The sequence below is a fragment of the Methylomicrobium sp. Wu6 genome (assembly GCF_035916875.1).
In the GTDB taxonomy this organism is placed as follows: Bacteria; Pseudomonadota; Gammaproteobacteria; order Methylococcales; family Methylomonadaceae; genus Methylomicrobium.
On the sequence record NZ_JAXUHN010000073.1, the window covers coordinates 1 to 17,795 of the forward strand.

Consider the following 17,795-nt stretch of genomic DNA (forward strand, 5'->3'; position numbering starts at 1 on the left):
CAAACATGCGTCATCGTTTTCTGATAGTTCTAATCGGGCAACCCTTGCCAACTCTGTTTCCTGCTGGTTCTAAAAAGCTTTTAGTTTAACGCCAATCAACTTTCTGCGAGACACTTAAGATCAAATCCGAACTATTTCAGCTTAGGCCAAGAACGCCAGCATTTTTCCAGAAAACTGAAATGTAAGCCGTCCGATTTTAACAATGAAAAATTAACTGGCGGTATTGTCTTCGGTAGCCCTCGCTCGTCCTGTGTCCACCATGACGCACGACTTTCCTTCGGTGCGTTGTGCGCCATTGGCTCCCAATGACTTGACTCTGCGTCTGATGATCTCGTATTTTAACTACGCTTCTCGTAGACCTTCGACGTGCTCCCAGTCAATTTTTTTAGGCATCGGCTTCTCTTTTTCCGGCTCAATATCTGTGCTATTTAATTCCTTCGGACATTGCTCAATTTTTTTCGTCTCGTTGACCAAGTAATTTTTAGCCTCATTGGTACCAAACGCTATGTCTTGCTGAGCGGCAGCATCGGTATATATTATCGTTCCTACCACCCCCCATAAGGCGAGGATCATTATCACCATAGATAAAAAAGGCGCAGATATCATCAAAAATTTAATGAGTCCAAACAATAATTGTCTATTCATGGCTACACCCTCCTGTAAGCTTATTTTTCTTAAGATCCTAACAATAAATCGAAAGGTATTATTGTGGCATACGAATTGGCTATATTAACGATTCATGTGTATGCCACATAGCCTTCTTTTAGGAGTTATTAAGTATTGCTTAAATTTTATACATGTGAGGATTATTTCACAGAAAAATCAAGTTGGCTATTGGACTTTGGTACTAAATCATGCTTCAACTTTTCAAATTGCTCTGTGAAGCACCCTCCAAAAAAATAAGCAGTCGGCACCCTAAAAACACTACAAATAATTGATATAATAAGAAATAATAATGAAACAAGACGCTCTGATCTTGCCCGGATTCCACAGGCAGCGAGCTAAGAGACTTGTTTAAGTTCAAAGGCTTGAAGCTGCTTTCGATTGTAACCACTGTGCCGTTTGATTTAAAAAGTTGTGGATAACATTGAATTGTCGGCTAAAAAAATCACTGCAGACATATGCCTCTGATAGAGGCGAAACAAAGCTTGGGGTCGAACTCGGCTAGTCGATGTTAGATTCCCTTGCGACTAATTTTTTTAAAGCCGTTAGAGCAAGTCTAGCGTTTTACACTTTATCTATCCACTCATAAAGCTCAATCGACGCCGGATCGCATTTGCAACAACTGCCGCCGCAGGCCGTGCCTTGCGGCAGTTTGCGTAGATTTCCCTTGCTGATCCATTTGCCGAGCATGCCGCGCAAGGCCTCGGCATCGACGTTGAAATGATTGGCCAGATCGATCAGCGCGACGCGGCGCTGTTCCCGGATGTAGTTGCGCAGCTCAGACAGGATCAACGGCGGACTCCTTGTGGATGGTAGGTGCGGGGTGTTTGCCGTACCACCACAATCCGGCAATAATGCCGGCAAACACAGCGATCAGGCCGACGATCCAGGTCAGCGAATCGGCCGGATGTCTGCCAAGCGTCGCCGCCTGATAAAAAATCGTCGCGGTCATGTAAGCAAGGCCCGTAGTCCAAAGCAGCACAAACACCGTCCAGCCACGGTTCGTTTCCCGGTAGATCGCGGCGGTTGCGGCTACGCAGGGCGCATACAACAGAATGAACAGCAGATAGGCAAAGGCGCCTGCTTGGCCGTCAAAACTGTGCTGCATCGAGGCATAAGCGCTGGTTTCGACTTCCAGTTCGTTGCTCGCCACCTCGACGTTCAGCCCCAAGGGGTCCAGCAGCTTATTTGCGATGCCGGCCAGGTTTTCGGGAATAGTCAATAGCGCGGCTTGTAGTGCGTCTTTCAGGTTGAAAGCATCGGCTTCGGCAGGCGTCGTGGCAGTCGCCGCGCCCATTTGGCTGTATAAGGCGTTCAGGGTGCCGACGACCGCCTCTTTCGCGAGTACGCCGGTAAAAATGCCGACGGTGGCCGGCCAGTTGTCTTTGACGATGCCCATCGGCTCGAATGCCGGCGTCAGGCCGCGGCCGATTTCGCTCAAGACCGATTTATCGCTGTTCTCGCGACCGAAGCTACCGTCGGTGCCGAGCGCATTCAAAAAATTCAACACCAGCACCATCGGTACGATCACTTTGCCGGCATTGAACAGGAACGACTTGAGCCGGTCCCAGGTGCGGATAAACATGCCATTCAGGGTAGGGAGGTGATAGACCGGCAGTTCCATGATGAACGGCGAAGTCTCGCCCTTGAACAGGGTGTGACGCATGATCAGGCCGGTCAATACCGCGACTCCGATTCCCAACAGATACAGGCCGAAGACCAGGTTTTGGCCGTTGACCGGAAAGAACGCGGCCGCAAACAGCGCATAAACCGGCAGCCGCGCGCCGCAGGACATGAACGGATTCATCAGATTGGTCAGGATTCGGTCGCGCGGGTTTTCGAGTGTGCGCGTCGCCATGATCGCCGGCACATTGCAGCCGAAGCCGACGATCATCGGCACGAACGATTTGCCGGGCAGGCCGATCATGCGCATGAAGCGGTCCATCACGAAGGCGGCGCGCGCCATGTAACCCGAATCTTCGAGCGCGGACAAGAACAGGAACAAGAAGCCGACGATCGGGATGAAGGTCGCGACGACCTGAATGCCGCCGCCGATGCCCTGGGTGATCAATACGGTTAGCCATTCGGGGAGGCCCCAGTCGGTCAATACCAGGCTCAAGCCATTGACGAGCAATGCGGCGGCGGCCTGATCGAAAAAATCGACAAACGCGCTGCCGATGTTGATCGTAAACATGAACATCGCGTACATGACCAAGAGGAATACAGGAATGCCTAGAAAGCGGTTCAACACGACGCTGTCGATCTTTTCGGACAGATGCCGGCTGACTTCGTTTTGTTTGCAAATCGCGTCCTGTGTCAGTTGGTTCACGAAACCGTAGCGTGCATCGGCGGCCAGAATGTCGATTTCGTCGTCTGTCTCCTGCTCGACGCGACGCTGTAAGGCGTTGACCGTTTCGGCCAGCGCAGAACCTGCGATTTTTTTTGCTAAGGTATCGTCTTCGAGCAGTCGCACACACAGCCAGCGCAAGTCGCAGCGATGTTTCTGCGTGGCTTCGATTAACAACGGCGTAAGCTCTGCTATCGCCTGTTCCAGCGTGGGCGCATAATCGATGTTTAAATTGGGAGTCGGCTTCGTGGTCGCTGCTTGATTGATCGCTTTTTTGAGCGTATCGATGCCCTGTTTGGTCGAGGCGACGATAGGTACGACGGGGCACCCCAGGCGTTCGGCGATATAGGCAATATCGATCTTGATGCCGCGTTGTTTGACCGTATCCATCATGTTCAACACCAGGATCATCGGCGTGCGCATTTCGATCAATTGCGAGGTCAAATACAGATGGCGTTCGATGCTCGATGCATCGACGATATTCACGATCAGATCGGCTTCTTTGGCCGCGACAAAATCGCGGGCGACTTTTTCGTCGAGTGATACCTGGTCGTCGGAGGCTTCGAGCGAATAAGTGCCCGGCAAGTCGACCAGTTCGATGGTCTTGCCTTCAAAGGCATACTCGCCGGTTTTTTTTTCGACCGTGACGCCAGGCCAGTTGCCGACGTGTTGCTTTGCGCCGGTCAGCGCATTGAAAAGGGTAGTCTTGCCGCAATTCGGATTGCCGACCACACCGACCGTAAAATCGGCGGCCATCAAAGCTTCTCGATTTGCAATACCGCGGCTTCGTCTTTACGCAAGGTCAGAGAAAAACCGCGCAGCCTGATCTCGACCGGGTCGCCCATTGGAGCGAAGCGCGTTACGCTGAATTCGGTGCCGGGCGTCAGTCCCATCGCCAACAGGCGCTTGCGGTAGGCTTTGCCTGTTTTGTCGAAGCCGACGATTTTCGCCAAATCGCCGACGGCAAGTTTTTTTAAGTCAATCAACATAAATCGGCCTTCAAATTAAACTGTGTACTGAATTGACTAGGTTATCAATAATCATTCTCATTTATAACGAATATAACACATATTTGCCATTTGTAAAATACGCGCGACAATTTGTCGTCAAGGAGGCGGTATTTGGGAATTATGACTCAATAACGCGTGTGGTGCAGGTATAATAAAGGTAAAAACCGAAACACAACGGAGATCCACAGTCCATGGCCAATAACGTCACCATGACCCAATTCCTGATCGAACAGCAGCGCGAATATCCGGGCACCTCAGGAACCTTCACCCTACTGCTGAACGACATCGTCACCGCCTGCAAGCAGATTTCGCACAAGGTCAACCGCGGTAATCTGATCGGCGTGCTCGGCAGCGCCGAATCCGAGAATGTGCAGGGCGAAGTACAAAAAAAACTCGACATTATAACCAACGAGATCATGGTCGATGCGTTGAGCTGGACCGGACATCTAGCCGGGATGGTTTCCGAGGAAGTCGACGAACCGATCAAAATTCCTCCGCACTATCCGAAGGGCAAATACCTGGTGCTGTTCGATCCGTTGGACGGCTCGTCCAATATCGACATCAACCTGACCGTCGGCACGATCTTTTCGATTCTGCGCGCCCGCGAAGGCGTCGATCCGGAACCGGAAGATTTTCTGCGCAAAGGTGCGGAGCAAGTCTGCGCCGGGTTCGTGCTGTACGGTCCTTCGACGATGATGGTGTTGACCACGGGCCACGGCGTGAACGGCTTTACGCTGGATCAGGACATCGGCGAATTCATCTTGACCCACAGCAATATGACTATCCCCGAAGACACCAGCGAATTTGCGATCAACATGTCCAACCAGCGTTTCTGGGAAGAACCGGTCAGACATTATATAGACGAATGTGTGCAGGGCAAGGACGGCCCGCGTGGAAAGAATTTCAATATGCGCTGGATCGCCTCGTTGGTCGCGGAGGTCTACCGGATTCTGACCCGTGGCGGCATCTTCATGTACCCCTACGACACCCGCGACCCGAAAAAGCCCTGCAAACTGCGTCTGATGTACGAAGCGAATCCGGTCGCCTTCATTGTCGAACAGGCCGGCGGCGCCTGCACGACCGGCCGCGAACGTATGCTCGATGTGAAGCCGCAAAGCCTGCACCAGCGTGTGCCGGTGATATTGGGCTCGAAAAACGAGGTGGAGCGGATCGTCAAGTATCACCAGGAAGGGTGGTAAAGACAAAATTGTTCCGTGAGTCGATTCAGTGTCGAGGACATCATGAACATCAATTGGCAGCAGACATATGCCGCGGTATGGCGGCAGCACAAGGGTTATTTACGCCCGGCCGTGCGCCTGGATGCGATCCGGCTCGGGGATTTGGTCGGGATCGACAAGCAGAAACAGCAGTTGATCGACAACACCGAACGCTTTCTGTCCGGGAAACCGTCCAATAATGCTTTACTGTGGGGCGCGCGGGGAACCGGCAAGTCGTCGCTGATCAAGGCTTTGTTGAACGAATACCGGGAAGCGGGGCTCAGGATCATTGAAGTGGATAAACAGGATCTGGTTTATCTGCCGGAGATCGTCGATGAAATCCGTGAGCAACCGCAGCGGTTCATCATTTATTGCGACGATCTGTCGTTTGAAACGCAAGATAGCCGCTACAAGTCGCTAAAAAGCGTGCTGGAAGGGTCAATCGAACTGCCACCGGAGAATGTACTGGTGTACGCGACGTCGAATCGTCGGCATTTACTGCCGGAACGGATGCGCGACAACCTCGATACCCGTCTGGTGGATGACGAGGTGCATTATTCCGATGCGGTTGAGGAACAGATTTCGCTTTCCGACCGCTTCGGTTTATGGCTGGCGTTTTATCCGCATTCTACTCAGACCTACCTGGATATCGTGGATAGCTATTTTCCCGCTTATGGCGGCGACCGCGATTTTTTGCATCAACATGCACTGGAATTCTCGCAAAAACGGGCGGCGAAAAGCGGCAGAACGGCCAAGCAATTTTTCAATCTGTTTTCAGAATTGCGCAAAGGCGAAAATAAGTAAATCCTTCTTTTTTATTGATCGAATCACTTGGTTCGTAATATAATAGCGATTCGAAACTACTTTTCATGGTCAAAACAAAGAAGGAGAAGTGATAATGCGTAAATTTAATCACATGCTGTTGGCAAGCACTTTGATGTTCAGTGTTTATGCGCCGATCAGCTACGCAGAGGGTTATGTTTCCGATGTATCGGCAAAATTTACCCGGGGGACTGCCAATCTGTTTACCGGTATTGGCGAAGTGCCGAAAAATATTGCCTATGTGAGCGGCAAAACCAATCCGGTGGCCGGAGGGCCGGGTGGTTTGATCCTGGGTACGCTCCACACTCTCGGTAGAACTGCGACTGGCATTTTCGATGTAATCACCAGTCCGATTCCGACCCAAAGCCTGATTCAACCTGAATATGCATGGGAAGACTTTAAACAACCCACCACTTATTTCAGTTCGGAAAAATAATAGATGTTCGGCTTTTCTCCCTGTTTACAAGCAGGGAGAAAAGCATTTTTCTTGTGGCTAGTCTCAGTTTTTTTCGTACAGATCGCGTAATGCCTGTTTGGCCTGTTCGAGAATTTGCCGCTGCCCCGGGTCCAGATTCTTGCCGGCGCGATTGATATAAAAAACCAGCATCGACATCGCCGAGCGAAATGGTTCGCTTTTGCGGTTGGTGCTTGCTTCGGCCGAATCCCGCAGCGACTCGGCGATGCGTTGCGGGTCTTTCCACGTAAAGACGCCTTTTTCAAGTCTTAGCGCGTTGCTTTCGCGTGTGACTCTGGCGGACCAGTTGTTGGATGATGGTGAATTGGCGTTTTTTGTCACGACAGCTCCTTTTTTAAATCTCAAGTTCCCTAGATGAGGTTAGCAGTGCGCGCCTGCATTTATGTCGGGTTGGCTGAGGATTATTTTTGCTTATGCCTTTGTCATTCAATTAACCGGTTAATCACATCGCACTTTCCTGATTATTTGAGATATTCAGACACAGGAGTGCCTGACGGTAAAGCCGTAGCCTAGCTAAATGTGCTTTGCCGGAATGATCTTGCGGTTGCCGACGACACAAATAGGCAATTTTCGCGTCCCTTTCAGCCGGGTAGAAAAATGTCGGGAGGCATGGACGTTTACAATCTGGCGTTTTTCATAACCGGAACGGCGGCAGCGGCGACGCAATGACGAAGCGCTTGTGGGTCTGTCAGCAACAACGCTTGATGCCGTTCCATTTCTGATTCTGCCATTGCTTGAAGAATTCGGCCCGGCTCAACGGGCCAGCGCATGCGTCGCCGTCATCGTGCGTATGGCTGTGCGCATACTGTTCAAGATAGCGATCGTAGGCGTCGTCGCCGCTGAGACGGCGAACGGCTTTCCAGAAGTTTTTCAGGTGTTTGAGCATCAGTCGCGCGCCCAGTTTTCGACCAATTGGCTCGGGCTATGCGGCGCTTCGGACAAAGGCGGCACCAGTTTGCCGGCCAGATGCCGGTAGCAGACCCGGAGCATGTCCAGCACGATCATCCAAAGCAAGGTCACGAAGAACAACGTTAGAACGGCGTCCAGATGAAGATTGAAGATCAGTTGCGGAGCGATTTGGGCTTTCTCGGGCGGTAACAGGCCGTTTTCCAGTTTGGTGCTCAAATCGTTGGCGGCGGCGAAGAAGCCGATGCGGATATCCGCGCTGACGATTTTTTCCCAGGCGGCCGCGCTGGTGATCGTGACCAACCAGAGCAGCGGCGCGCCGCTGATCCAGGCATACTTGAGCTTGTCAGATTTGACCAGAATGCCGGTCGCGACGCACAGCGCGATCGCGGCGAGCATTTGGTTCGCGATGCCGAACAGAGGCCAGAGAATGTTCACGCCGCCGTTCGGGTCGATCACGCCGATGTACAGGAAATAGCCCCAGCCGGCGACGACGATAGCGCTGGTCAAAATTACCGACGGCGCCCAGGAGGTTTCGCCGAGTTTCGGCCAGAGATTGCCGAGCATGTCCTGCAGCATGAAGCGGCCGACGCGGGTGCCGGCATCCAGCGTGGTCAGGATGAAGATCGCCTCGAACATGATCGCGAAGTGATACCAGAGGGCCAGAAGGCCGTCGCCGAAGGCGCTGCCGAAGATGCTGGCCATGCCGACCGCGAGCGATGGCGCGCCGCCGGTGCGCGCGAACAGGGTCGCTTCGCCCATTTGCGCGGCCAGGTTCTGCATCTGTTCGACCGTGACCGGAAAGCCCCAAGCTGAAATCTTCGCGACCGCGGCGGCGGCTTCCGCGCCGACCACGCCGGCCGGGCTGTTGACCGCGAAAAACACGCCGGGTTCGAGCACGGTCGCGGCGACCATCGCCATCATCGCGACGAACGATTCGAGCAGCATGCCGCCGTAGCCGATCATGCGGATGTCGCGCTCGTTGGTCAATAGTTTCGGTGTGGTGCCGGAGGCGATCAGTGCATGGAAGCCCGAAATCGCGCCGCAGGCGATCGTGATGAACACGAACGGAAACAGCTTGCCGCCGAAGATGGGTCCCGAGCCGTCGATGAACGGGGTCAGCGCGGGCATCTTGACGTCGGGGCGCAGAATTACGATCGCGACCGCCAGCAAGGTGATCGTGCCGAGTTTGACGAAGGTCGACAAATAATCGCGCGGCGCGAGCAGCAGCCAGACCGGCAGGACGGCGGCCGCGAAACCGTAACCGATCACCCACCAGGCCAGGGTCAGGCCCTCGTGATCGAATACGACGCGCCAGGTTTCGCTGCGATCGACAAAGCCGCCGTAAACGACCGAGGCGAGCAGCAACGCCACACCGAAGATGGAGGCTTCGAGCACCCGGCCGGGGCGGATGCTGCGCATGTAGAGCCCGACGATCATCGCGATCGGAATCGTCGCGGCGACGGTCGAGGTCGCCCAGGGGCTGTGTTTCATCGCGTTCACGACGACCAGGCCGAGCACCGCGATCAGGATGATCATGATCGCGAAGGTGCCGATCAGCGCGGCGGTGCCGCCGAGTACGCCGAGCTCGTCGCGGGCCATTTGCCCGAGGCTGCGCGCATTACGCCGGGTCGAGAAAAACAGGGTTACCATGTCCTGCACGCAGCCGCCGAGCACCGCGCCGATCAGGATCCACAGCGTGCCGGGCAGATAGCCGAACTGCGCCGCGAGGGTCGGACCGACCAGGGGGCCGGGGCCGGCGATCGCCGCGAAGTGATGCCCGAACACGATCCATTTGTTGGTCGGCACGAAATCGCGGCCGTTGTCGAGGCGTTCGGCCGGGGTCGCGCGGGTTGGGTCGATGGCCAGCACCTTGGCCGCGATCCAGGCCGCATAGAAGCGGTAGGCCAGCGAATAAACGCAAAGCGCGGCGACGATGAACCACAGCGAATTGATCGTCTCGCCGCGCTGCAAGGCGATGCCGCCGACGGCGGCGGCGCCGAGGCCTCCGATCAGTATCCAGATGATAGTTTTAAGCATGAGATGTCCCGTGTTGAATTGAAAATGACTGGGTGCCGGCGCCTGGCGCCTAAGCAGGATTTATACGCTAAAAAACTCGTGATTCATGCGGCGTCTGCTGAAAAGCCGGTTTTATTGCATGAATGACGTAATGACCGGGATAAAACCGGCCTATTTGAAGTCGGGATTTTGATCGACGCGGCTGGTAATGCTGATTGGGCGAGCCGCATTATTTGGGGAGCGTAACCTCCATGAAGTGCGATGGGCGCGAGGATCTCGCTCATGCAGGGGCTTCTAGCGATTCGGTCAACACTCCCTCTGGATCGCGGCTTCGATTTCCTCGATTTCGCTAAGGCTGCATCGAGGCTACTTGCTATATTGCACGATCAGATTTTGCAGCGCATCGGTGTTCAACTGCCGTTTATCGACTTTCAGATAGGCCACCGTTTCTTCGGGGTGCAGGGTGACCTCTTCGACGCCGGCGATTTCCAGGATATTTTTTTCAAACTCGTCGATCTTTTGTAACTCGATCTGGTCCAGGGACAGCAGCATATTGACCCAGTGGCGGGGTGCCTTCATGCCGAACGCCAGCAGCAGCCAGCTGCACGCCAATGCCGCGCAGGCCATGAACACGCCGCCCGCGCCGTAATGTCCGTAACACCAGCCGCCGGCCGCGCCGCCGATGCCGGCGCCCATGAATTGGCAGGTCGAGTAGACGCCCATCGCGGTACCGCGCAGATCGCCGGGGGCGGTCTTCGAAACCAGCGAGGGCAGGGTCGCTTCGAGTAGGTTGAAGCCGCTGAAAAACAACATTAGCAAGGCGACGATCTGTATCAGCGCGTCATGGAACAGCATCAGGCCGAGAAAGGCCAGAATCAATACCGCAATCGCGCTGATAAAAACGCCCTTCATCTTCTGCTTCTTCTCGGCCAGTATGATAAACGGAATCATGAATGCCAGAGACAGTACGAAAACCGGCAGGTACACCATCCAGTGTTGTGCCGGGATCAGTCCCGCATCGCGCATCAAGAGCGGCACGACCACGAAACTTGCAGTCATTACCAGATGCAGGATAAAAATGCCGTAGTTGAGACGTAACAGTTCGACGTTGGTCAGCGCGTCGCTGAAATGGCCGGGGATCACCTCCGCTTCGCGGTGCTTTTTCGGCTGCCTCGGATTCGGCACGAGCAGCAGGATGATCAGGATTGCCACCAAGGCCAGCGCCGAGATCAGCCAGAAAATGCCGTGCACGCCGATGTAGGAGGCAATCAGCGGGCCTGTGGTGATCGCGACGCCGAAGGAGACGCCGATACTGGCGCCGATCAGGGCCATCGCCTTGGTGCGGTGCACCTCCTGGGTCAGGTCGGCGACCAGCGCCATCACCGCCGCGGCGATCGCGCCGGAACCCTGGATCGCACGGCCGATGATGATGCCGTAAATGTTCGTCGAGAGCGCGGCGACCACGCTGCCGGCAAAAAACAGCAATAAACCGGCCACGATCACTTTCTTGCGGCCGAGGCGGTCGGAGATCAGGCCGAACGGAATTTGCAGAAGCGACTGCATGATCCCGTAAATGCCGATCGCCAGGCCGATCAGCGCGGGCGTGGCGCCGTCGAGTTGTTCGGAAAACAGGGAAAGGACGGGCATGATCAAAAACAGGCCGAGCATCCGGAAGGCGTAAATGCTGGCTAGCGACCAGGTGGCGCGTTTTTCGGACCGCGTCATCGGGCTGGCGATATCCTGTATTGGGGTCACAGCCGAAATCTCCTATGCAATGATGATGTCTATGTTTGACGCCGGGCGTAAGGCTTCCGGCGGTTAAAATCGCCTTTGCGCGCAGGCGGGTTTCATGAATCGTCGACGCGGTCCGCCAGGGTGCTGAGTGTTTTCAGTTGGGCGGACAAATGCTCGCGGGATTCCGCCCGCAGCGTCGCATGCGCGACCTTGCGGCCTTTGCGCGGCGGCTTGTCATACAGATGCAGGTGTGCGTGTTCGATCGCGAGCACCTCGGCCGTTTCCGGCAGGCCGCCGATGAAATTGACCATCGCGGCATGGCCGACGGGCTTTGTCGAGCCTAACGGCAGGGACAGGATCGCGCGCAAATGATTTTCGAACTGGCTGGTTTCGGCGCCTTCGATCGTCCAGTGTCCGGAGTTGTGCACGCGCGGGGCAAATTCGTTCGCGAGCAGGCGGCCATCCACCTCGAACAGTTCGAGCGCCAGGATGCCGACATAATCAAGCCCTTCGAGCAGGTGGGTCACATAGTCTTCAGCCTGTTTCTGCAGCGGATCGCCGTCCCGGCATTCGGACACGCGCAGGATGCCGCCTCTGTGCAGATTTTCGGACAAGGGATAAAAGGCAATCTCGCCTTGCGGATTGCGCGCCGCGATGATCGAGACCTCGCGGTCGAACGGCACGAACGCTTCGACGACCGCCGCGACTCCGGCCATCGCTTCCCAGGCTTTCGGCAAATCGTCGGGCGTTTTGACCAGGAATTGGCCTTTGCCGTCATAACCCATGCGCCGGCTTTTGACGATGGCCGGCCAGCCGATGGTTTCCATGGCTTGGGTCAGGTCGGCCAGACTGTCGATCGGCGCGAAATCGGGCGTCGGAATGCCGACTGAATGGAAATAATTTTTTTCGACCAGGCGGTCCTGCGCGACTGCCAGCGCGTTCGGTGACGGATGCACTTCGGTATGCGTCGCCAGGAAGTGCGCGACATCGGCCGGCACGTTTTCGAACTCGTAGGTGACCACGTCCGACAGCTCGGCCAGCCGGGCGAGCAGGGCCGGGTCGTCATAATCGCCGTGCAGGTGGGTGCCGAGCTTGTTCGCGCAGGCGTCTTTGGCCGGATCGAGAAAGATGAAATCGACTCCTAAGCAATAACCCGCGAGTGCGATCATGCGGGCCAGTTGTCCCGCGCCGAGTACGCCGACTTTCATAGGAGGCCTCCTTCGCTGCCGCGTGGGTCGGAGCCTGCCAGCACCGATTCGGTCTGCTTTTGCCGGTAGCCGTTCAAGGCGGTGCGGTACGACTCGTGTTTGTTGCCGACGATCGAGGCGGCCAGCAGGGCGGCATTGATCGCGCCGGCCTTGCCGATCGCCAGGGTGCCGACCGGAATGCCGGCCGGCATTTGCACGATCGACAGCAACGAATCGAGACCGTTCAGCGTTTTCGACTGCACTGGCACGCCGAGCACCGGCACCGCGGTTTTCGCGGCGGTCATGCCCGGTAGATGCGCCGCGCCGCCTGCGCCCGCGATGATCACTTCCAGGCCCTTGGACTCGGCGGTTTCAGCATAATGGAACAGTTTGTCCGGCGTTCTGTGCGCCGAGACCACCTCGACTTCGTGCGGAATGCCCAGCTCCTGCAGCGTTTCCGCAGCAAAGCGCATCGTTTCCCAGTCAGAGGTCGAGCCCATTATGATGCCAACCAGTGCTGTCATGTCGTACTCCTAAAGATAAAAAGCGGTATGCGCTGAACGCACCCGGCCCGAGCTGTAATTTAAGGGGGAAAATTATCGCATAAATAGCGGGGCAATGTTTTGTTTAAAGTTAAAAAGACCGGGCGGTCGGGGGCGGCAGGGAAGCGGGGGAATTGCCATACAGATCTGGCGTCCCCGGGGTGATTCGAACACCCAGTCGCCTTCTTAGGAGGAAGGTGCATTATCCAGCTTATGCTACGGGGACAGGAACTCCATTCTAGCAAGACTGGCTTGATCATAACAAGCACTAACTCCCTAACTCCGGTGTGAAATGTGTATACTCTTCGTGCTATAGGGTTTTATTTATAGTTAAACCTTTGATAGGCGTAAGCGGTCTAAACAGTGGCGAGGCAGGGAATTTTGCTTGTAATATTAAAATTTCGCAACACATCTCAGAACAGAGGATTGTTTCTTGCCGTACAATGATGGAGACGATGAGGTGAAGGCAGAGGATAGACGTACCATGACCGGTTCAGGCTGCAATGAGTTGGAGCGCATCAAAAAGGCGGCGCAAGCGATTCTAAAAAGCGAATCGCTGAATTTGCAGTTAGTGCCGGCAATCGCGGTCAAGCTGGTCAATTTGACCCGCGATGAGAATGTGCGTATCGAGACGTTAGCGAAAATCATCGAAACCGATCCCGCGCTGACTGTGAAAATTTTACAAACTGTCAATTCCGCCGCCTACTCGTTGCCCAACAAGGTGACTTCGATCAGGCGCGCGGTGCATCTCTTGGGCGTCGATCAAGTCCGCCGAATTGCTTTGACCCTATTGCTATTCAGCAAAATGATTCGGCGCGAGTCCAGGGAGTTCGATTTTTTATTCTTTTGGCAGCACTGTCTATTTGTCGCCGAGTTAAGCAGAAGGATCGCAGCTACCCTAAAACATGCCGACCCTGAAATGGTCTATACGGCAGGGCTGTTGCATGATATCGGCAAGCTGGCGCTGGAAACACACGGTAAACTGACTTACAGCCAATTTATTGGCGCTTTGCACAATAGCGTGCATCCGTTGCTCGAAGAAGAAAGGCATTTCTTCGGCATTACCCATGTCGAATTGGGGCAGGTATTGTGTTTGGAATGGCAATTGCCTGCGCCGATCACCGCGGTTGCTTCGTATCATCATCTACTACCCGACGACAGTTCGCCCTATTATCCTTACCTTACCGACGTTGCGATTGTTGCGTTTGCTAACTATATTGCCTGGATGCAGGGAATTTCCTCTATCAGTTATTCAGGGCCGCCGCAATTGTCTCCACAGGTATTTGAACTGCTACCGATCGAGGCACTTGAGCTGGATAGTCTGTTACAAGAAACCGATCAAGAGATGCAAGCGGCGCGGGAGTTCTATGACATCGCGTTTCCGGATGTCAATCGGCTCAGGGCCAAGCTGTTGCAGGCTAGCATCACGATGAGCAGGCTTCATCACAACCATGCCGAACTCGGCGCCAATGAAGCGGAGCGCAATATTTCGGCCAGCCTGACCGCTCCGCATCAGAGCTTGGACCCTGAAGATTTTGTACCCTGGACCTTGGAAACGATCATGCACGATTTTGATTTCGACCGTGTGATCCTGTTCAAAATCGATCCGCAGCGCCGCGGTTTGGTCGCTTCTCATGCGATTCCGGAAATTCACGAAATGGCATTGGAAATTGACATCGGACGTGTATCCGGCAAGCTATTGGACTGTCTGCGCGAAAAGAAAGCGGTGCTGGTTCATACTTCGCACGAGCCTAATAATCCGATAAGCAAAAAGTTCAATATCGCGGAATATATTGCAGTCCCGGTGCTTCGTCACCGCTGTCTCGCCGGCGTGATATATGCTGATTATGCAGTCAAGCAAAAAGCGATGAGCGGGCGCATCCTCGAAGAGATCGTATCGGTCGCCGATCAATTAGGCATCGCGCTGGCGAATGCACAGCATTACGAAATGCAGCGGCAGCAGGCGCAACTGGATTCCCTGACGCAGATCTATAATAGGCGGATGCTCGAATTTTCGTTGAACAATATTTTTCAGCGGCCCGCCGGCGAACTTAAAAAGATAGCCTTGGGCTTTGTCGATATCGACCGTTTCAAGTTGTTCAACGATCAATGCGGGCATCAGAAAGGGGATGAAATAATCCGACTGGTCGCCGACATGCTGAAGCGTCTGACTCGGCCCGGCGATTTGATCGGGCGTTTCGGCGGCGAGGAGTTTTTATTCGTGCTGACGGATACCGACGAAGAGGAGGTTCGGGCTTATGCCGAGCGCATTCGTTCGGAGATTGCCAGTCGGGGCGAAATCATGAAGTCGCGGTTTCATCAATTGGATATGACGGTCAGTATCGGTGTGGCGCTGTACCAGCCGGATTTCGGGCATTACTCCGAGTTGATCGCCGCGGCCGACCAAGCGATGTACCGCGCTAAGATGGCAGGCCGTAACCGCGTGATTTTATTCAATCATCTGCCTCCCGGCGATAAGCCGCCTGCGAGCCAGCGCAGGCGGGAAGACTAAGAAAGGATGGTCCCCGACCGCCCTGGATATTAAGAATATCAACCCGTCTCTAGCGTCATACCGGTTTGTATTGCCTTTTTAATGTGTTTAACCGCTTCGCCATCCAGATTTGCAGTTCTTTTATGCTGAATGCATAACGCGCCTCTGAAACCGAGGTAGTCCGGTTGAAAGCGGAGCAGGGCCGGTATATCGGTTAAACGTAGCGAGCCGGCCAGGCCGCAGAGCAAATTGTGACTTTTGGCCGTATCGACGAAGCGTTCGATCACGTTGAGCGGAATGGCATGCGTCAACGAGCCTCGGTTTTTGTCCATCGTATCCAGCATTACCCCCGCAAATCCAGCCTGTTGCAGAGTTTCGACAAAAGTCGGGTCGGGCTGCGTATCCGCGAACAATACTGCGATCAATGGGTATTGTTTTTGCGTCAGTTCGGCTAACTTTTGCACGACGCCGAGCCAGTCGCCGCCCGGAAAAAAGCCGATCTTGATGTAATCGACGCGGGTTGCGGCCATCGCCAGCACGGCATCGCCGATTAAAGCCGGCTGCATCGGCAGGTCGCCGACCGTGGCGCTGATTGGAGTTCTTCCCGCGCACCAGGCGCGGATTTGTGCGATCGTTTCAAGGGGCAATGCGCCGAGAGCGCCTGCTTCCGGTTGCTTCAGGTCGATGATGTCGGCGCCCGCCTGATAGACCAGTTTGGCTTCCGCGAGGCTATTCACGCTGGCCAGCATTCGGGTCATGCATGCACTCCTTTTTTGAAGGCTTCGATATGGGCAATCAACCATGCCCAGGCTTCCTGCTCTCTGGGACCGGCGGTTTTTTCGACGCCGATTCGCAAATAGTCGATCTCTCTGTCAATCTGCTCTATCGGCAGCCTATTCAGGCGGCTGACCAGAATCGCCGCTTCGAGCACCGAGTATTGGGCGCGGTTGTAGCCCTTGAATGGTGCATGGTTGGCTTCGCACACAGGACGGCAGAAAAATTTCGGACGGACGGGGTCTTCTTCAATCCGTATGACTTTGACTTCGCTATGCGCAAGCGCCGAGGCGAGTACATGGCCGGCAATCATTTCGGCCGGCTTGAGCGGCCAGTCGCGCCGGCCGGTCAGGCAGCCGGCAAATACCCGGACGTCGTCGCAATAGTTGATCACCGCGGTTTGGGTTGCGGTCAGATTGTCGAGCGTGGCGGAAGGGCGAAAAGGCAGGATAACCAGTTCCTCGTTATCGGAATGGATGCCCATCGGCGCGATGTGAGGCTGTCCCGCGAGGTTTTGGGTCGTAACAATCGTTTCCAGAATCATGAAGAAAAAAATAAACTGCAAATGTCCGGCTATCGTAGAGCAAGATGCGCTCCGAGTCATTTAAAAAAAAAGCGGCGTCGCGCTGCGATCAGGTGAGTTGGCGTTGAATGTCGGCCAATGCCTGGCGCAGCAGACCGGATTGGCCGGTGTGATAGCGCAGTACGTCCGTTTCCCGGCGCAGCCAGGTAAATTGGCGTTTGGCCAGTTGCCGAGTCGCGACGATGCCTTTTTCGGTCATTGTGCCATAGTCATATTCGCCGGCTAGATAAGCCCAGGCCTGGCGGTAGCCGACCGCGCGGATCGACGGCATTTTTTCGTTCAGATCGCCGCGCCGGTACAGCACGTCGACTTCCTCGATCAGGCCGTCCCGGAGCATGCTTCGAAATCTTTCGGCGATGATGCCGTGTAGCGTGGCGCGCTCTTCCGGGGCGATGATCAGCTTGATTGGGCGGAAAGGGATCGTCTCGGCCTGCGTTTCGCCGAAAAACGATGACAACGTTCTGCCGCTGACTTCAAAAACCTCCAGCGCGCGCTGGATGCGTTGCGGGTCGTTCGGATGAATTCTTGCGGCCGCTTCGGCGTCGATCGCCTGCAGGCGTTGATGCAGCGCGGCCGAGCCAAGCCGGTGCAGGTCTCGATCAAGCCGGGCCCGGATCTCTGGATCGGCTTCCGGCAAGGCCGCGAGGCCTTGGGTCAGTGCATTGAAATACAGCATCGTGCCGCCGGCTAATATCGGTATTTTTTTCCGCCGGGTGATGGCGTCGATCAGATTCAGCGCCAGCGTTCTGAATTGACCGGTCGAGAATGATTCGGCGGGGTCGAGAATGTCGATCAGATGGTGCGGAATGCCGCCGCGCTCATCCAGGCTGGGTTTGGCGGTGCCGATGTCCATGCCCCGGTAAACCAGCGCCGAATCGACGCTGATGATTTCGCCGTCGAGTGCCGTTGCCAACTCCACGGCGAGCGCGGATTTTCCCGAAGCGGTAGGGCCCATTAATAATATCGCGGGGGGCAGGGGCAAACATTCTGACATCGGTGGCTTGCGGTTGCTCGGAGGAAGGGGA

Annotated in this window: 17 protein-coding genes and 1 tRNA gene; 4 read left to right on the plus strand and 14 right to left on the minus strand. The window is 55.2% G+C overall.

Annotation, left to right across the window (positions count from 1 at the left end):
- Positions 1–342: 342 nt before the first annotated feature.
- The 4 genes from U2W12_RS09545 to U2W12_RS09560 form a co-directional block, all read right to left on the minus strand.
- Positions 343–645, minus strand: a complete 303-nt coding sequence (locus U2W12_RS09545; protein WP_326500448.1) for a hypothetical protein — start codon at positions 643–645, stop codon at positions 343–345.
- 582 nt (positions 646–1,227) lie between these two features.
- Positions 1,228–1,455 (minus strand): FeoC-like transcriptional regulator, encoded by a 228-nt coding sequence (locus tag U2W12_RS09550; protein ID WP_326500449.1) that lies wholly within the window; start codon positions 1,453–1,455, stop codon positions 1,228–1,230.
- Positions 1,442–3,766, minus strand: a complete 2,325-nt coding sequence (gene feoB / locus U2W12_RS09555) for a Fe(2+) transporter permease subunit FeoB (RefSeq protein ID WP_326500450.1) — start codon at positions 3,764–3,766, stop codon at positions 1,442–1,444. The genes U2W12_RS09550 and feoB overlap by 14 nt, the downstream gene beginning before the upstream one ends.
- The gene (locus U2W12_RS09560; RefSeq protein ID WP_326500451.1) at positions 3,766–3,999 is read right to left on the minus strand and encodes a FeoA family protein; all 234 of its coding nucleotides are present in this window, start codon (positions 3,997–3,999) and stop codon (positions 3,766–3,768) included. The genes feoB and U2W12_RS09560 overlap by 1 nt, the downstream gene beginning before the upstream one ends.
- A 212-nt stretch (positions 4,000–4,211) precedes the next feature.
- Between U2W12_RS09560 and U2W12_RS09565 the strand changes: the two genes are divergently transcribed.
- From U2W12_RS09565 to U2W12_RS09575, 3 genes are all read left to right on the plus strand, one after another.
- Positions 4,212–5,219, plus strand: coding sequence for a class 1 fructose-bisphosphatase (locus tag U2W12_RS09565; protein ID WP_326500452.1), 1,008 nt, complete (start codon positions 4,212–4,214; stop codon positions 5,217–5,219).
- Between the two features lie 42 nt (positions 5,220–5,261).
- On the plus strand, positions 5,262–6,041 hold the full coding sequence (locus tag U2W12_RS09570; RefSeq protein ID WP_326500453.1) for an ATP-binding protein: 780 nt from the start codon (positions 5,262–5,264) through the stop codon (positions 6,039–6,041).
- A 94-nt stretch (positions 6,042–6,135) separates the two neighbouring features.
- Positions 6,136–6,495, plus strand: coding sequence for an exosortase system-associated protein, TIGR04073 family (locus U2W12_RS09575; RefSeq protein WP_326500454.1), 360 nt, complete (start codon positions 6,136–6,138; stop codon positions 6,493–6,495).
- Between the two features lie 63 nt (positions 6,496–6,558).
- On the opposite strand, the gene U2W12_RS09580 is transcribed toward U2W12_RS09575, so the two are convergent.
- The 7 genes from U2W12_RS09580 to U2W12_RS09610 all read right to left on the minus strand — a co-directional run bounded on the left by U2W12_RS09580 (position 6,559) and on the right by U2W12_RS09610 (position 13,148).
- On the minus strand, positions 6,559–6,855 hold the full coding sequence (locus tag U2W12_RS09580; protein WP_326500455.1) for a DUF3175 domain-containing protein: 297 nt from the start codon (positions 6,853–6,855) through the stop codon (positions 6,559–6,561).
- 367 nt (positions 6,856–7,222) lie between these two features.
- Complete coding sequence (locus U2W12_RS09585; protein WP_326500456.1) at positions 7,223–7,420, minus strand: YbdD/YjiX family protein; 198 nt, start codon at positions 7,418–7,420, stop codon at positions 7,223–7,225.
- On the minus strand, positions 7,420–9,480 hold the full coding sequence (locus U2W12_RS09590) for a carbon starvation CstA family protein (protein WP_326500457.1): 2,061 nt from the start codon (positions 9,478–9,480) through the stop codon (positions 7,420–7,422). The genes U2W12_RS09585 and U2W12_RS09590 overlap by 1 nt, the downstream gene beginning before the upstream one ends.
- 345 nt (positions 9,481–9,825) lie before the next feature.
- On the minus strand, positions 9,826–11,214 hold the full coding sequence (locus tag U2W12_RS09595; protein ID WP_326500458.1) for an MFS transporter: 1,389 nt from the start codon (positions 11,212–11,214) through the stop codon (positions 9,826–9,828).
- A 92-nt stretch (positions 11,215–11,306) separates the two neighbouring features.
- On the minus strand, positions 11,307–12,401 hold the full coding sequence (locus tag U2W12_RS09600; RefSeq protein WP_326500459.1) for a 5-(carboxyamino)imidazole ribonucleotide synthase: 1,095 nt from the start codon (positions 12,399–12,401) through the stop codon (positions 11,307–11,309).
- Positions 12,398–12,904, minus strand: coding sequence for a 5-(carboxyamino)imidazole ribonucleotide mutase (gene purE, locus U2W12_RS09605; protein WP_326500460.1), 507 nt, complete (start codon positions 12,902–12,904; stop codon positions 12,398–12,400). The genes U2W12_RS09600 and purE overlap by 4 nt, the downstream gene beginning before the upstream one ends.
- A gap of 166 nt (positions 12,905–13,070) precedes the next feature.
- Positions 13,071–13,148 (minus strand) — tRNA-Arg (locus tag U2W12_RS09610).
- Positions 13,149–13,406: 258 nt separating this feature from the next.
- Between U2W12_RS09610 and U2W12_RS09615 the strand changes: the two genes are divergently transcribed.
- On the plus strand, positions 13,407–15,434 hold the full coding sequence (locus U2W12_RS09615; RefSeq protein WP_326500461.1) for an HDOD domain-containing protein: 2,028 nt from the start codon (positions 13,407–13,409) through the stop codon (positions 15,432–15,434).
- A 38-nt stretch (positions 15,435–15,472) separates the two neighbouring features.
- On the opposite strand, the gene U2W12_RS09620 is transcribed toward U2W12_RS09615, so the two are convergent.
- From U2W12_RS09620 to miaA, 3 genes are all read right to left on the minus strand, one after another.
- Positions 15,473–16,171, minus strand: a complete 699-nt coding sequence (locus tag U2W12_RS09620; protein WP_326500462.1) for a (5-formylfuran-3-yl)methyl phosphate synthase — start codon at positions 16,169–16,171, stop codon at positions 15,473–15,475.
- Positions 16,168–16,731, minus strand: coding sequence for a DUF447 domain-containing protein (locus U2W12_RS09625; RefSeq protein WP_326500520.1), 564 nt, complete (start codon positions 16,729–16,731; stop codon positions 16,168–16,170). The genes U2W12_RS09620 and U2W12_RS09625 overlap by 4 nt, the downstream gene beginning before the upstream one ends.
- An 88-nt stretch (positions 16,732–16,819) precedes the next feature.
- Positions 16,820–17,764 (minus strand): tRNA (adenosine(37)-N6)-dimethylallyltransferase MiaA, encoded by a 945-nt coding sequence (miaA, locus tag U2W12_RS09630; protein WP_326500463.1) that lies wholly within the window; start codon positions 17,762–17,764, stop codon positions 16,820–16,822.
- Between the last annotated feature and the right edge of the window lie 31 nt (positions 17,765–17,795).

Bases quoted from the DNA above. Each gene is read 5' to 3' on its own strand.
- U2W12_RS09545 (WP_326500448.1), bottom strand. From the start codon at position 645: ATGAATAGACAATTATTGTTTGGACTCATTAAATTTTTGATGATATCT.
- feoB (WP_326500450.1), bottom strand. From the start codon at position 3,766: ATGGCCGCCGATTTTACGGTCGGTGTGGTCGGCAATCCGAATTGCGGC.
- U2W12_RS09560 (WP_326500451.1), bottom strand. From the start codon at position 3,999: ATGTTGATTGACTTAAAAAAACTTGCCGTCGGCGATTTGGCGAAAATC.
- U2W12_RS09565 (WP_326500452.1), top strand. From the start codon at position 4,212: ATGGCCAATAACGTCACCATGACCCAATTCCTGATCGAACAGCAGCGC.
- U2W12_RS09570 (WP_326500453.1), top strand. From the start codon at position 5,262: ATGAACATCAATTGGCAGCAGACATATGCCGCGGTATGGCGGCAGCAC.
- U2W12_RS09575 (WP_326500454.1), top strand. From the start codon at position 6,136: ATGCGTAAATTTAATCACATGCTGTTGGCAAGCACTTTGATGTTCAGT.
- U2W12_RS09585 (WP_326500456.1), bottom strand. From the start codon at position 7,420: ATGCTCAAACACCTGAAAAACTTCTGGAAAGCCGTTCGCCGTCTCAGC.
- U2W12_RS09590 (WP_326500457.1), bottom strand. From the start codon at position 9,480: ATGCTTAAAACTATCATCTGGATACTGATCGGAGGCCTCGGCGCCGCC.
- U2W12_RS09600 (WP_326500459.1), bottom strand. From the start codon at position 12,401: ATGAAAGTCGGCGTACTCGGCGCGGGACAACTGGCCCGCATGATCGCA.
- purE (WP_326500460.1), bottom strand. From the start codon at position 12,904: ATGACAGCACTGGTTGGCATCATAATGGGCTCGACCTCTGACTGGGAA.
- U2W12_RS09615 (WP_326500461.1), top strand. From the start codon at position 13,407: ATGACCGGTTCAGGCTGCAATGAGTTGGAGCGCATCAAAAAGGCGGCG.
- U2W12_RS09620 (WP_326500462.1), bottom strand. From the start codon at position 16,171: ATGACCCGAATGCTGGCCAGCGTGAATAGCCTCGCGGAAGCCAAACTG.
- U2W12_RS09625 (WP_326500520.1), bottom strand. From the start codon at position 16,731: ATGATTCTGGAAACGATTGTTACGACCCAAAACCTCGCGGGACAGCCT.
- miaA (WP_326500463.1), bottom strand. From the start codon at position 17,764: ATGTCAGAATGTTTGCCCCTGCCCCCCGCGATATTATTAATGGGCCCT.